This is a genomic window from Pantoea sp. B623 (genome assembly GCF_024814475.1).
Lineage (GTDB): Bacteria > Pseudomonadota > Gammaproteobacteria > Enterobacterales > Enterobacteriaceae > Pantoea > Pantoea ananatis.
Map to the genome: position 1 here is coordinate 3,139,312 of NZ_JANUXM010000004.1, position 14,750 is coordinate 3,154,061.

A 14,750-nucleotide genomic window follows, 5' to 3' on the forward strand; every position below is an offset into this window, starting at 1 on the left:
CAGGCCTGCATCAGCCTGTCATCCCGGACAGCGTCTGGGCAATAAATTGCGCTCTGGCGCCAAAAATAATTTGTATACCGTTATCGCCGACAAAAACCACGCCGCGTGCGCCAAGATTATTCAGCCCTTCACGGTCAACGTCATGGCTGTTGACGACTTCAAGCCGTAAGCGCGTGATACAGGCGCCCACCGAGCGGATGTTTTTCTCACCTCCCAGCAGGACGATGATTTCGCTAGCCAGCTCTGCATCGGTTTTGTCATCGGTCGTCGCCGTGACGTCCGTTCGTCCCGGTGTTTTTACATTAAACCGACGAATAACGAAGCGGAAGGTGAAATAGTAAATCAATGCCATCGGTACGCCCACGATAACCGCGCTGAGATAGTGAGTCTGGTAACCGTTGAGCGAGGGCACAATGCCAAAGCTAATGTAGTCAATCAATCCGGCGGAAAAAGATTTAGCGATATGGGCATGCAGTAAATACATGGTCATATAGGCCAGGCCCGCCATGATGGCATTAAAGACATAAAGCAGGGGTGCGACAAAGATAAAGGTAAACTCCACTGGCTCGGTGATGCCGGTCAAAAAGCAGGTCAACGCCGCTGAAAACAGGATACCGAACGCGATCTTTTTATTCCTGGTATGGGCTTCGTGGTACATCGCCAGACAGGCGGCAGGCAGGGCGAAAAGCATAAGCGGATACTCACCTTGCATAAACTTGCCCGCATTTTGGTAGCCGTTGCTGCTAAAGGATTTCACGCCTTCCTCCAGCATTTTGAACCAGATGGTTTGATCGCCATGAATCACCTGGCCGGTTTTGGTGACGTAATCACCGAAGGAGTACCAGAACGAGGGATACCAGATGTGGTGCAGGCCAAGCGGGATCAGGGCGCGCTCCACCAGCCCAAAAATAAAGGTGGAGGCCGCCTGATTATCGCCGTTGACGATCACCGAAAGTGCATCGATGCCCGCCTGAATATGTTGCCAGACATAGGGCATCAGCAGGCCGAGCAGAAAGGATAAAAATGCCGTCGCAATGGCAACAAAACGCTTACCCGAGAAGAAACCCAGGAACTCAGGGAGCTGCAGGGTATGGAAGCGGTTGTAGCACCAGGCAGCGAGAATGCCGCAGATAAGGCCGCCGAATACGCCCATCTGTAGCGTCGGAATGCCGACGACCATGGCATATTTTCCTCCCTGGGCCGCCATTTCCGGAGTGATATGCAGCATGGTGCCAATGGTGATGTTGGTGACAAAGACGGAAACCGCGGCGGAAAGTGCGGCTATCCCGGATTCGGCGGCCAGTCCCACAGCTGAGCCAATCGCAAACAGCATCGGCAGGTTATCAAAAATCACCCCTCCGGCGTTCATCATCAGCGGTAACTCGAACTTATTACCAAATGCCAGGAGTAAGCCAGCGGCAGGCAGCAACGAAATAGGCAACATGAGCGCCCGACCAATCATTGATAACTTCGATAACGATTTAACCAACCCTGATAGCAGTGTCATACCGAGTTTTCCCGATGTTGCGCCCCTATTGGCGTTTTTATTGTAAGTAGAACGTTTTAGTAGAACGTTCTACTTATCCTGCTGTAGGCGGTTTTTAGCTGCAACATAATTTTCACATTCATCGAAACGAAAAAGTTATTTTATGAGAGTGATCGCTAATTAACCGTTTAAGGGCGGGATGCCGCCAGCAGGGGCGAAACGATCGACGCCAGGCATCTCGTCAGGATTGGACTAGAGAAACGGCAAGGCAGACGCGGCGTATTCAGGTGCTGGCTCACCGTCGTCAGTGGCTGCAAGATTGTAAATACTAATGAGAACCACTATCAATTCGATTGTTTTTTGCTATCATCGGCACTTCATTCCGCACCCATGTAGTAGATGAAGTTGGAGAAGCAGCGTGGTAGCCAGTGACTTAATGCAAGCAGACCTTTCCGTATGGGGCATGTACCAGCATGCCGATATCGTGGTAAAGGTGGTCATGATTGGTCTGTTATTGGCCTCGGTCGTGACCTGGGCAATTTTCTTCGGTAAATATGCTGAGCTGAGCGCGGCCAAACGTCGCCTCAAGCGCGAGCAGCTGGCGTTAGGTGAAGCCCGCAACCTGAATGATGCCTCGCGCGCTGCCCAGCAGTTCAAAACCGCCAGCCACAGCGCGGTACTTCTTAACGATGCGCAAAATGAGCTGGAACTTTCTGCTGGCGTTGAAGATACCGCCGGGATCAAAGAGCGTACCGCTTTCCGTCTTGAACGTCGGGTGGCTGCCTTCTGCCGTCACGCGGGCCGCGGTAACGGTTTCCTGGCCACGATTGGTTCGGTCGCGCCGTTTGTCGGCCTGTTCGGCACCGTCTGGGGCATCATGAACAGCTTCATTGGTATCGCCAAAACGCAAACCACGAATCTTGCCGTGGTTGCCCCCGGCATTGCCGAAGCCTTGCTGGCTACCGCTATTGGCCTGGTCGCCGCCATTCCGGCCGTGGTGATCTACAACGTGTTTGCCCGCATGATCGCCAACTACAAAGCCTCGCTGGGCGATGTGGCCGCGCAAATCATGCTGCTGCAAAGCCGCGATATCGACCTGGGAAACCTGGCCCAGCCTGACGTTAACCGCCCGGCAGCCGCACAAAAACTGCGTCTGGGGTAAGCGTTATGGCGATGCGATTAAACGACCAGGCCGAAACAGATGGCGAAATGCACGAAATCAACGTCACGCCGTTTATCGACGTGATGCTGGTGTTGTTGATCATCTTTATGGTTGCAGCGCCGCTGGCGACCGTTGATGTCCGTGTTAACCTTCCGGCTTCCACCAGTGCGCCCCAACCGCGTCCGGAAAAACCGGTTTACCTTTCGATCAAAGCCGACAAGCAGTTGTACGTGGGTAACGAGGTGGTGAATAAAGCGTCGTTGATCAACGTGCTGACCCAGCAGACGGAAGGCAACAAGGACACCACGATCTTCTTCCAGGCGGACAAGTCTGTCGATTATGAAACCCTGATGAGCGTGATGGACGAACTGCGCACGGCCGGGTATTTAAAAATTGGCTTGATGGGAATGGAAACGGTCAAGAAATAGCGATTGGAGCCGGTCGGGCTTTCCCGCTCAACGCTCAACGCATTCAGCCAACATTCGGGGCCTTCAGGCGTGGTAAACGCGCCTCGTCAATACCGCTATCAGGGCTAAAAAGCGCGCATTCCGCCGCGCTTTTTTTATGTCTGTTTTCACAGAATCTTCTTCTGCTCATTCCGCCTGATAACAGGCAAAGATGCTGCTGTAACTCTCCTGTTAATTTCTTGTTACGGAAACTTATAGACTTGTAAACTGCAATGGTGATCGGCGTCACATTAATCTGGCTTGTCGCAGGCTAAAACGGATAAAAAACCAAGGAAGCCGTGATGAACCCGAGTGAAACTTTACAAAAGCCGCCTGCCAGCGCGGCCAGAACCATTTTCAACGTTACCAGTGGTAACTTCCTTGAGATGTACGATTTCATGGTGTTTGGCTACTACGCCACGGCCATCGCCAAAACCTTCTTTCCCGGTGACGATCCGTTCTCTTCCCTGATGCTGACGTTGATGACCTTCGGTGCGGGCTTCCTGATGCGTCCGCTGGGGGCCATTATTCTGGGGGCTTACATCGACCACCATGGTCGTCGCAAAGGGCTGCTGTTAACGCTTGGCCTGATGGCGCTGGGCACGCTCACGATTGCACTGGTACCGGGTTATGCCACGCTGGGCGCGGCGGCACCGGTTCTGATTCTGCTGGGGCGTTTGCTGCAGGGCTTTTCAGCCGGTGTGGAACTGGGTGGCGTGTCGGTCTATCTGGCCGAAGTCGCACCGAAAGGCCGCAAAGGCTTCTTTGTCAGCTGGCAATCCGGAAGTCAGCAGATTGCGGTGATATTCGCTGCGCTGCTGGGACTGGGCCTGAACCATCTGCTTTCTCATGATGACGTCACCGAGTGGGGCTGGCGCATTCCCTTCGTGGTGGGCTGCCTGATCGTGCCCTTCCTGTTTTATATCCGCCGTATGCTGGAAGAAACCGAAGCCTTCAGTCAGCGTAAACACCACCCGGCCATGACCGAAATTATGCGTTCGGTGGCCAGCAACTGGGCGCTGGTGCTGGCAGGTATGCTGATGGTCGTCACTACCACCGTGATGTTCTATATGATTACCGCCTTTACGCCCACCTTCGGCAAAACGGTGTTGATGATGAGCGACACCCAGGCGTTTATGGTGACGCTGTTTGTCGGGATTTCGAACCTGTTCTGGCTACCGGTGATGGGCGCGCTCTCCGATCGCATTGGTCGTCGCCCGCTGCTGCTGACGTTTACCGTGCTGATGATTGCCACCGCCTGGCCGGTGCTGCACTGGATGGTGGGCTCGCCCAGCTTCGCGCATCTGGTCGAGGCGGAATTATGGCTCTCCTTTCTCTACGCAAGCTATAACGGCGCCATGGTGGTTTATCTGGCGGAAATTATGCCAGCGGAAGTGCGCGCCGCGGGCTTCTCTATGGCCTACAGCCTGGCAACGGCGCTGTTTGGCGGCTTTACGCCAGCAGTATCCAGCTATCTGATTCACGCCACAGGTGACAAGGCGATGCCGGGCGTGTGGCTGACCTTTGCGGCCGTCTGTGGCCTGTTTGGTACGCTGCTCATTGGTCGCATGGTTAAGCAGTATCGCGCTCGTCACGGCAGCACGCCGGTCAGCACATCCCTTTAAAACGCAATATCCACCACCACGCTGTCGCTGTAGTTTCCCGCAGGCGGCGTGTTTTGCGTGGTGAGGACGCGCGCAGTGTAGTTATAGCTGCGCGTCAGTCCATCGGTGCTGACGGTATTGGCCGCCGCACTGCCCACCCGTTCTGTGCCACTCGGCCCCCAGCGATCGCTACTGGTTCCTTTATAGATTTCATAACTCAAACGGTTGGTCCCGCTTGCCATATTCCGCACGCTGCCTGAGGCGTTGTTGCCATTGCTTAAGCCCACGGTATAGGTGCTGCCTTTACTGCATAACACACTGATGGTTTGCGAAATTGCCCCAAAGCTGGCGACCAGCGGCGCGCTGCCAAAGCTAATGTTGGGGGCGGTAATTGCTGTACAGTCATTGCTCAGAACGACGGTCACGGTAATGGGGATCACGCCGCTGCCGGTCTGCGGGGTCAGACAAGCGCCCAGGGCGGAAACAGAGGTGCAGATGTTATAGGTGACGGTCATGTTCAGGGTGAGCGTATAGCTGCCCGCCGCCACGGTTTGCCCGGCGACGGTGCGTAAATACACCGGAATCGCGAAGTTCAGGCTGCCGAGTAATCCCGCCAGGTTGATCAATGTGGCCGAGTTATACACAAAAGCCGATCCGCCAATGGTCAGCTCATTGGCGCAGGCGCTGTCGGTACACAGCCGCACCGGAATATTGTCGCTACCGGTATCGCCGCTTCGCTTGAGCGTGCCGCGCGTGCCGTTGGTGTTGCTGGCGCTGGTCAGCTGAAACGTAATCTGATTATTACTCAGCAGAGTCAGGGCCGTGCCTGATCCGCAGTTAACGTTAGCGTTGGTGGAGGTCGTGCTGACGCTGGTATTGGCAACAAACGTGGTTTGTGTGCCAAAGCTGGCGCTGGACGCGGGAAGGGTACAGGCGGCATAGCCCAGCGAGGGTAGCAGCAGCAGGCAAAGCAGCATCAGGTTTTTCATGGTGTTATTCCGGCTGTCGCGTTTTCGGGGTTGGGTACCGGTGCGCCGTCGGGCAGCGGCGGCAGGGGACAGGTCAGCGGACCGTAGGTTTTCAATGCCTGCGGCTGGCCACCCGCCAGAGTCAGTTCGGTTTTACAGGTTCGGCCGTCAGGCGCGATGACCTTAATTGGGTTGTGTTCGCTGAGATCGTCCAGCCAGGCGATACCGTCCCAGCCAACGTAGCCCGTTGCCTGGCCGGGACGGATCACCTGGCTGGATACCGGCAACGGCTGGTTATGGCTGTCATACAGAATCACGCTGGCGGCGCGTAAACGCTCAACCGGAAAATTCAGCAAAAATCCACTCTGGCGCTTCACGGCAAAACGCTGCTCGACTTTGGGCGTGGTCATGTCGGCGGGCAGGTCGAGCGTATCGATATCGTATTTGGCCGCGTAATAGCTGCTGATGGAGGGCACCAGCAGATAGCCCTTGCTGTCGGTACGTCCCATCGACTGGTTTTCATAGCGGACATTGACGTCCGGGTAGTTGGTTTTCACCACCACAAAGGCATCATTGATCGTGTTTGCGGCAAAGACCTGGTTATCCATTAACACCAGCGCGCCGGATAAATCTGCCCACTGCGTAGTGTTGCCATCATCCCCGTAGAATCCGCCAGATGTATCGATTTTATTGTTACGGTAGCGCAGGCTGCCCTGCCGGTAATCACCGCTATTCCCGCCCTGGTTGGCCCAGGAGGCGTCCCAGGCAAAACCGCCGTCGCTGGGCATGGCGCGGGACAGATAAGCCCGTTGATTGTGTCGACCTTGCTGATCGCGCTCAACGCTCAGTGAGGCATTGCTGTTTTCACCAAACGGAATGACCAGCGAGACGGCGCCGCTCCATTCGCCCTGTTGCCTGTCACGGCTGGCGGAAACGTACAGGCTGGCATTGCCCCACAGGTTTTTACTCCAGGAGAGGTTCCACAGGGTGGTGCGCTGGTTATCGCCGCCGGAAATATCAATATAGGCTGCACCCAGGCTGCCATAACGGTTGAGCGATATGCTGGCGCTGTACTGCGCCGTTCGCCGCGCCAGGCTGTAACGGTAATCCGAACCGCCGTTGCGCTGGTTGCTCAGCAGGGCCAGATTACCAAAGCCGGCATTGCGCATCTGGTGCTGCGTACCCAGGCTAAAGCGACTGTTGTTGTACTGATAGCCCCAGCTGTACTGCGCGCCAGACTGCCCGTCCATTTGACTCTGCGCGGCTGCGCCGTTGATCACGCCCCAACTGCCCACTTTAAACTGCGCGCCTGCTCCGCCCATGCCCAGGTGGTTACTGCCCTCCCCATGGGTTTCCAGGGTAAGCCAGTCTGTCATGCCATAGCGCCATGAGCCGCTCATCGCCGCTGCACCGTAATCCGCGTTTTTAATGCCGTAGTTTTGCCGCATCGCACCGGCGGAAAAGGCGTAATCGGACAGGCCAGGCTTAAGCAGATTACTGGAAACATAAAACGGCAGCGTGGTGACCACCTGACGCCCGACGGCATCCGTGGTGGTAATCACCGCGTTGCCCGCGCCGTTTACAAAGGGCACGTTCGTGAGCGACCAGGGACCGGGCTGAACGTTGGCCTGAGTGGAGCGGTAGCCGTTAACAAACAGATCGACCGTTGAGGGCACCGCCGCCTGACCGGAAAACGCGGGCAGGGGATAGGTCACCAGATCCGGACGTACGCTGAAGTCCCGCGCAACCTGAATGCCGCCAAGCCGGACGCTGCTGGTCCATGCCAGCGCATCGGTCGTGAGGTCGCCGACCCGCCAGCTCAGGATGGCGTTTTCGTTTTCATTGCTCCACCAGGTGTCGTAGCGGATATAGCCATCATCCTGGTAGCGATTTTGTCCTTCCAGCTGCTGTTGCCAGACGCCGTTGCTGGAGATGTGTCCGGCATCACCAAACAGGCGCAGTTCGTTCCAGGCCGCCAGACGTGTACCCGCAACGTCGGTGCGCGTGGCGTAGAGATCGTAATTTATCAGCGCCCCAGGGCTGACGCGTCCGGGAAAGCGCGGTCCGGTGTTGCTCTCACCAATCGTCTGTTCGGGCAGCCAGCCGGGCGGTACCGTCAGCAGCAGGCGCTGGCGACGATCGTCATAGTCCACTTTCACCTCTGCGAGCTGATTAACATCAACCTGTTGTTGTCCCTGATACTTTTCCGGCGGGATCCCCGCACGCTGCAGATCGCCTGCCCGCACCAGAAAGTGACCGTTTTGTTGCTCTACCGGCACGATATCGCCCCGTGCCTGCTGATTCACCACCAGCTCTAACATGTAGCGCTGACCGGCGGCGCTGTTGTCCACGGCGGGCGGCGGCGGGAGCGACGTAAAGGTTTCAGCCCAGACAGAACCGGGTGTCAGGCAGCACAGCCCCGCGATAGCCAGCGCAACGGGATGCGGCGAAAACGACATCATTACACTTTACTGAGCCGCAGCGCTGCGCCACTGCCCGTGGTTGGTTTCTGCGCGCAGTTCACCGCTGACCGCGGCTCTCAGAGGAAAACGCTGGGTGCTGTTAGCCAGCACATAACCGTAAAGTCCGTTTCCGAGTCGCTGACCGCCCACGTTGACATTACTGAGACGTGCGTGGCCGTTACCGCGATTAGTCAGCTCCAGATAACGCTGACCGCCAGTGTTGACCTGGCGCCAGCTCAGTACAGATTTGGCGTCATCGCGAACCAGTCCGTTGCCGTAGACAAACAGGGGAACTGAATAGCGCATCTGAAAATTCAGTCCGGCCTGATTATCGCCGACCGACCGTGGGGTGGGGATCTCATCCAGCACGACGCGGTAGGCCATCTCTTTTCCTGCCACGGGCGGAACTTGTTTAATCAGGCGAACGAGCTGCTTTTGCCCGGGTTCGATGCGTATCAGCGGCGGGCTGGCGACAACCTGCTGCTGGGTCTGATACTGCTCCTGATTGTGCGTCTGCTGCCAGGCGAAGATGCGCACCTGCATCAGGGTGGTGCTGCTGCCACGGTTTTCCAGCCACAGCTCGCTGGCTTTTTCCTCCGGGTTAATCGCCGGATCGATGGGCCAAATCATGACGGAGTTAGCGCCCTGAGCCTGAGGCAACAGCAGAAATGTGAACAGAAAAAACAGGGCGCGCAGGGATGGCATGGTAAAGCTCCTTTGTCCTTTTATCACCAGGTCAGCGTGACGCTGAGGGTGTCCGAATAAACCCCGGCGCGCGTCGGGCCGGGTAACTGCAGCGAGCCATATATTGGTAACGTGATGTTATTCGCATTGCTGTAGCTCAACGGCACTGCCGTGTTCACCGGAATCGGCGTGGTACGTGCAGCATTGCTGTAGAGGTAATAGGGAACCGTGTTGGTGTTGTTAGCCAGCTTCAGATTACGGGTCGAGGTATAGTTACTGCCGCCATTGATGGTCATGCTCAGCGTGGTGCCCGGTGTGCAGGCAAGGTTAATCGTGGAACTTTGTACATAGCTGGCGCTAACGCTGTTCGTGGCCAGCCCCGACTGGGTACCAAAATTAAGCGTGCCAAAGATCCCCGTATTCGTGCCTGAGACCACGCAACCCGCAACGATTGACGCTGACACCTGGAATGTGGTGGAGCTGGTCGTGATGCCCCACCCATTACCACTCACCCACAGCAGCAGCCCGCCAACGGTGACCGAAACAGGTGACCACTTTGCCGTCATCTGTAGCTACTCAAACACGAGCACTCAATAGTTCACGGCGACGTTAATCGTATCGGTGTAAGTCCCGGCCGGTATCACAGGGTTAAAACCGCCGCCCACGACGCGCCCGTAGATGGCGTAATTGGTACCAAGCGTCGGATCGGTGGTGCCGCTGGGGGCAATATTGGTGTTATTTGCGATGGCGGTGCTAAAGGAGGCGTCGCTATAGAGGGTATAAGCGATACCCTGGGTATTATCCGCCCCCAGCACCAGGTAGCGTGGAGCGGATGACACGGTGCCGTAGACGGTTCCCGGTGCCGCATTGCTGCTGGTCACCTGGACGTTAAAGGTTTGACCGGTTGTGCAGCGCACGTAGATACCGTTACCCGCCGCGCCCACTAAGGTGGCATTCAGGGTATCGAAGGTCGCGGCACTGCTGCCAAAGTTTAACGAACCGAAATTTACGCCAGTGGTGGCGGACTGCCCGTTCACCAGACAACCCGTGGTTAATGTTAGCGTCGCGTTAATCGCACCCGTGGTGGTGGCAGCAAACGTCGCGGAAGGCAGCGCCGTAGTCAACCCGACAACGAACAGAAAAAGCTTGAATTTCATAACCATTCCTTACCGATTATTGAGGATCAGTGCTTTTTCACCTGATGGCGTAATACAGAAAAACCAGAAAAATTAGAATCTTGCTGTAAGTTATTAGCATCCTGCCAGCGTTTTGACGATAACCGCGTCATCGGGTTGATCGTTTTATATTAGTTTTTTTTACTATACATCAGCTTATGCGCTGTGGCGAAACTCCGCGTAAAAATTTTTATTATTTTGTTACATCAGCCCCCTTCATCTGCCTCGCCCGTTAATGCATGAAAATAAAAAAGGCGAAACTGCCGGCCCTCTATCCCACTTTCGGTTTCGATGATATGTTTTCGCACCGGTCTGAAACGCTCACCGAAACGCTTCGGTTACGGGCGAACGTCAAGGATAATATTGGGGTGTTTTCGCCTGTTAACTTTTTGAAAAAGTCTCGTTTTTAGGTGGCTCTATGTCACTGAGACGCATGGGCGGATAGCGGAGAAGGGAAAGCGGCACCCCAGCCGTCCGGGCAAAATCGCGCTGCATGACTATCATGTATTTTGCCTGTAAAGAGGATTGATTGATCCTGACGCTCGGAAGCATCGATATCTTCTATTAAAAAAGCCTAAGTTAGTATTTTTCTGCGCCGATAAACGGTAAACAAGGCAAAAGATCTTTTTCAACTCCATTATTACAGCTGCGTATTCGGCGCTGTTCGGAAAACCCTATGTTAGTGGCCTCTTATAACGCATTTATTGTCGTCATTTCGGTATTGGTGGCGATGCTGGCTTCATTTACTGCGCTGGATATGGCGGGACGCGTGGCAACCTCAACCGGTAAAGTGGCGCTCGTATGGCTGCTTGGCGGCGGCTTTGCCATGGGCATCGGCATCTGGGCAATGCACTTCATCGGCATGCTGTCTATGGATCTGGACATGATGATGAGTTACGACGCCCGGCTGACGGCACTGTCTGCCGGTATTGCGGTGTGCGCCTCAATATTCGCGCTGTGGCTGGTCTGTCACGGGGAGTTGCCTCTGCCGCGCTTAGCCGGCGGAGCCATCGTGCTGGGCTCCGGCATTGTAGCCATGCACTATACCGGCATGGCCGCGCTGATGCTGTCGCAGGGGATCGTCTGGAACTGGGGCTGGGTGCTGATATCGGTGATCATTGCGCTGGCTGCCTCCGTTGCCGCACTGTGGCTGGCATTTAAACTACGGGAAGGGCATGAGGGACGCGTCGCGACTCTGCGAGTGTGCGCCTCGGTGGTGATGGGCGCCGCGATTGCCGGCATGCACTACACCGGCATGATGGCGGCTGAATTCCCTGCGGGCAGCCATAGCATGGACGCTGGCGTTAACAGCAACTGGTTAGCCATGGTTGTGACCGTGGTGACCCTTGCCATTCTCGGCATTACGCTACTGGTTTCCATGCTGGATGCGCGTATGCAGGCCCGAACGTCGATCCTGGCCAGTTCGCTGGCGGAAGCCAATCGTGAGCTGGCACAGCTGGCGCTGCACGATAACCTGACCCGACTGCCCAACCGTATCCTGTTGGAAGATCGTCTTGAACAGGCCATTAACAAAGCCAACCGGGAGTGCAGTCAGTTTGCCCTGATGTTCATGGATCTTGATGGGTTTAAAGCGGTAAACGATGCTTTTGGTCACCATATTGGCGACAGTCTGCTGATCAGCGTGACGGAAAGGATGAGTGAGCAGATGAAAGGCTACTACACCCTGGCGCGGCTGGGTGGCGATGAGTTTGTTCTGCTGATTGAAATTACCGAACCGAACGATGCGGCAGCGGTGGCCGATCAACTGGTGAAAGCCGTCGATCGCCCGTTCTCCATTTCCCGTTACGATCTGGTGGTGTCGTTAAGCATTGGTATCGTGGTGTATCCCGGCGATGGCGAGGATGAACGCGAGCTAATGTTTAATGCCGATGCTGCGATGTATCACACTAAAAACAACGGTCGAAACGGTTACACCTTCTTCCAGCCGTCCATGAATATCCTGGCGCAGAGCCAGCTACAGCTTAATAACGACCTGTGGCATGCGCTGGATAACGATGAGCTGCGCCTGTATTACCAGCCAAAATTCTGTGCCCCGCATGGCCCGATTCTGGGCTTCGAGGCGCTGCTGCGCTGGCAGCATCCAAGGCACGGCTTACTGTCGCCGGACTGCTTTCTGCCGATGGCGGAAAAAACCGGCATGATAGTCAATATTGGTAACTGGGTAATTAATGAGGCCTGCCGCCAACTGCACCAGTGGCACCTGCAGGGCCATCCTGAGTGGTCGGTGGCGGTAAACCTGTCCGCGATGCAGTTTGAGCAGAGTAACCTGGTCGATACCGTTAAGCAGGCGCTGGCGCTGCACCATATTCCGGCCGCGCAGTTAACGCTGGAGGTGACCGAAACCACCGCCATGCGCAATCCTGACGATAGTGTGCGCATTCTGACCGAACTCACCGAACTGGGCGTCAAAGCGTCGATCGATGACTTTGGTACTGGCTATTCCAGCCTGCTGTATCTCAAACGTCTGCCGGCCAGCGAGCTGAAAATCGATCGGGCCTTCGTGAACGAACTTCAGCATCAGTCAGAAGATGCCACCATTGTGTCGGCGATCGTTGCGCTGGCGCAGTCACTGCATTTAAAAGTGGTAGCCGAAGGCGTCGAAACGCCTGAACAGCAGGCGTTTCTTACCGATCTTGGCTGCAACACTCTGCAGGGATATCTGCTCGGTCGCCCCCTTCCACCGGAGCGGATTGAAGAGATGGACGTGTTTGCCCGCGCAGAAACAGACAAACCCGCTGAACTGGAGTGTTAGCGCCACGGCTTTTTTTGTTACAGATGTTCAACATGCTAAAGTGACGCCTCAGCATCAGGAGCAACATGCCGTGGCGAAATATCAGCGATTAATGGACGACATTCAGCAGCAAATAGAAGCCGGTATCTGGCCCCCAGGCACCCGACTGCCTTCGCTGCGCCAGCAGGTCGCCCGGCAGGGGGTGAGCCTGATGACCGTGCTGCATGCCTATGAATTGCTGGAAAGTCAGGGATGGATCGTCTCGCGTCCGCAGTCCGGCTATTACGTGGCGCCGCGGGCGCTGGCGGCCGCGCCGCTCAGCGTGGCCATTAGCGAGCGGGTAGATATCAACGACTTTGTCTTCGACATCCTGCAGGCCACGCGCGATCCGGCCATCGTGCCGTTTGGTTCAGCGTTTCCCGATCCGGCTTTGTTTCCCCAGCGCCTGCTTATGCGCTCGCTGGCGAACGTTTCCCACCAGCTGACGCCTACCGATGCGTTACATAACCTGCCGCCTGGCAATGCGACGCTGCGCCAGCTGCTGGCCCAGCGCTACGCCCGCCAGGGCATGACCTTATCGCCCGATGAAATCGTCATCACCAGCGGTGCGCTGGAGGCGCTGAACCTCAGTCTGCAGTCCCTGACCGAACCCGGCGACTATGTCGTGATTGAGCAGCCCAGCTTTTATGGCGCACTCCAGGCGATTGAACGGCTTAAGCTCAAGGCGCTGGCTATTCCGAGCGATGCCCAGAACGGCATTGATTTACAGCAGCTTGAGGATGCGCTTCAGCGCTGGCCGGTGAAGGCCTGCTGGCTGATGACGACCCTGCAAAATCCGTTAGGCGTTACCTTGACGCCCGCGCGTAAACAGCAGCTGGTGGCGTTACTGGCCCGTCATCAGGTGCCGCTTATTGAAGACGATGTGTACGCAGAGCTGTGGGACGAACGCGCACCGCCCCTGCCGGCCAAAGCCTGGGACCGCGAGGGCAACGTGCTGCACTGTGGATCATTTTCAAAATCACTGGTGGCGGGATTTCGGGTGGGTTGGGTGGCGGCAGGTCAGCATGCACAGCGCATCCAACGTCTGCAACTGATGAGCACGCTTTCTACCAGCGCACCGATGCAGCTGGCGCTGGCCGATTTTCTGGCAACCCGCCGCTACGATAATCATCTGAAACGGCTGCGGCAAAGTCTGGTCAAGCGCCAGCAGCTGGCCCGCCAGGCACTGATAAAGGTTCTGCCTGCGCAGTCAACGGTGAGTGACGCGGCGGGGGGATATTTTTTGTGGGTCACGCTGCCGGACAGCATCAACACCACGCAGCTTTACCAGCGGGCGCTGGCGAAAGGCATCAGTATTGCGCCGGGGCAGATGTTTGCTGCAGGTGAACAGTTCAGCCACTGTTTCCGGCTCAATACCGCCTGGCCCTGGGATTCACGGGCCGAGGCGGCAGTCGTTACGCTGGGTGAAATTATGGCGGAAATGGCCGGCGATTAAACCTGCGCGGCCTGGCGATGTCCCCATGTCAGGTAGTAAACGTCGTAAAAGTCCACTTCGCCTTTCTGTTTCAGCAAACGATCAATCCCTGTTTTCACGCGCTCTGGCGCATCTGGTAAAGACATAATGCGCGAGACCGCCTGTTCAGGCACCGGCTGCACGTAATACCATTCGCCGTTGTAGCAAACCCGCAGGTCCAGCGCATCGATATCTTCGAAGCGGTATTTGGGATTGATGTCCAGCAACATCAGAAAGCTCATCACCAGCACAAAAGCGGTGGCAAACCAAAACGCCGGCCAGCCCAGCATCTCAGTGGAAAAAATCAGAGCCACGCACAGGCCGTAGCACAGGTACATCACCGCCCACAGCCCGGGATGCTTTTTCAAAAAAGAGAAGCTGAAACGCGGCAGGTTATCGCGGCGTTCTTCACGGTTGAGCGTATTAATTTCGTCGATCAAGATCTGTTTAATGGCGTCCATCGTTCCCCTCACTTTCAACTGATAGCAATTAGAACAG

General features: G+C 56.2%; 12 protein-coding genes. 5 read left to right on the forward strand and 7 right to left on the reverse strand.

Annotation, left to right across the window (positions count from 1 at the left end; all coding sequences use genetic code 11):
* Positions 1 to 10: 10 nt before the first annotated feature.
* Positions 11 to 1,507 carry a PTS transporter subunit EIIC gene (locus NXS97_RS16495; RefSeq protein WP_013027208.1) on the reverse strand — a complete coding sequence of 499 codons (1,497 nt, stop codon included), beginning with the start codon at positions 1,505 to 1,507 and terminating at the stop codon, positions 11 to 13.
* 415 nt (positions 1,508 to 1,922) lie between these two features.
* Between NXS97_RS16495 and exbB the strand changes: the two genes are divergently transcribed.
* From exbB to NXS97_RS16510, 3 genes are all read left to right on the forward strand, one after another.
* On the forward strand, positions 1,923 to 2,648 hold the full coding sequence (exbB, locus tag NXS97_RS16500; protein WP_181416444.1) for a tol-pal system-associated acyl-CoA thioesterase: 726 nt from the start codon (positions 1,923 to 1,925) through the stop codon (positions 2,646 to 2,648).
* A 5-nt stretch (positions 2,649 to 2,653) separates the two neighbouring features.
* Positions 2,654 to 3,076 (forward strand): TonB system transport protein ExbD, encoded by a 423-nt coding sequence (gene exbD / locus NXS97_RS16505; RefSeq protein ID WP_013027206.1) that lies wholly within the window; start codon positions 2,654 to 2,656, stop codon positions 3,074 to 3,076.
* 320 nt (positions 3,077 to 3,396) lie between these two features.
* Positions 3,397 to 4,719 carry an MFS transporter gene (locus NXS97_RS16510; RefSeq protein ID WP_014594614.1) on the forward strand — a complete coding sequence of 441 codons (1,323 nt, stop codon included), beginning with the start codon at positions 3,397 to 3,399 and terminating at the stop codon, positions 4,717 to 4,719.
* Here NXS97_RS16510 and NXS97_RS16515 read toward each other — a convergent pair.
* The 5 genes from NXS97_RS16515 to NXS97_RS16535 are packed head-to-tail and all read right to left on the reverse strand — an operon-like array spanning position 4,716 to position 9,969.
* On the reverse strand, positions 4,716 to 5,687 hold the full coding sequence (locus tag NXS97_RS16515; RefSeq protein WP_014605046.1) for a spore coat U domain-containing protein: 972 nt from the start codon (positions 5,685 to 5,687) through the stop codon (positions 4,716 to 4,718). The two genes, NXS97_RS16510 and NXS97_RS16515, sit on opposite strands and share 4 nt — an antisense overlap.
* Positions 5,684 to 8,128, reverse strand: coding sequence for a fimbria/pilus outer membrane usher protein (locus NXS97_RS16520; RefSeq protein WP_014605047.1), 2,445 nt, complete (start codon positions 8,126 to 8,128; stop codon positions 5,684 to 5,686). Before NXS97_RS16520 ends, NXS97_RS16515 begins: the two co-directional genes overlap by 4 nt.
* Positions 8,129 to 8,134: 6 nt before the next feature.
* Positions 8,135 to 8,833: a molecular chaperone gene (locus NXS97_RS16525; protein WP_019104830.1), complete on the reverse strand. Its 699-nt coding sequence runs from the start codon at positions 8,831 to 8,833 to the stop codon at positions 8,135 to 8,137.
* Between the two features lie 23 nt (positions 8,834 to 8,856).
* Complete coding sequence (locus tag NXS97_RS16530; RefSeq protein ID WP_013027201.1) at positions 8,857 to 9,378, reverse strand: spore coat U domain-containing protein; 522 nt, start codon at positions 9,376 to 9,378, stop codon at positions 8,857 to 8,859.
* 24 nt (positions 9,379 to 9,402) lie between these two features.
* Positions 9,403 to 9,969, reverse strand: a complete 567-nt coding sequence (locus NXS97_RS16535; RefSeq protein ID WP_014594610.1) for a spore coat protein U domain-containing protein — start codon at positions 9,967 to 9,969, stop codon at positions 9,403 to 9,405.
* A gap of 694 nt (positions 9,970 to 10,663) precedes the next feature.
* On the opposite strand from NXS97_RS16535, the gene NXS97_RS16540 reads away from it, so the two are divergent.
* A complete protein-coding gene (locus NXS97_RS16540; protein WP_014605048.1) occupies positions 10,664 to 12,760 on the forward strand; it encodes a bifunctional diguanylate cyclase/phosphodiesterase in 2,097 nt (698 codons plus the stop codon).
* Positions 12,761 to 12,830: 70 nt separating this feature from the next.
* Positions 12,831 to 14,234 carry a PLP-dependent aminotransferase family protein gene (locus NXS97_RS16545; RefSeq protein WP_116220088.1) on the forward strand — a complete coding sequence of 468 codons (1,404 nt, stop codon included), beginning with the start codon at positions 12,831 to 12,833 and terminating at the stop codon, positions 14,232 to 14,234.
* Here NXS97_RS16545 and NXS97_RS16550 read toward each other — a convergent pair.
* The gene (locus NXS97_RS16550; protein ID WP_014594608.1) at positions 14,231 to 14,713 is read right to left on the reverse strand and encodes a YlaC family protein; all 483 of its coding nucleotides are present in this window, start codon (positions 14,711 to 14,713) and stop codon (positions 14,231 to 14,233) included. The two genes, NXS97_RS16545 and NXS97_RS16550, sit on opposite strands and share 4 nt — an antisense overlap.
* Positions 14,714 to 14,750 lie beyond the last annotated feature (37 nt).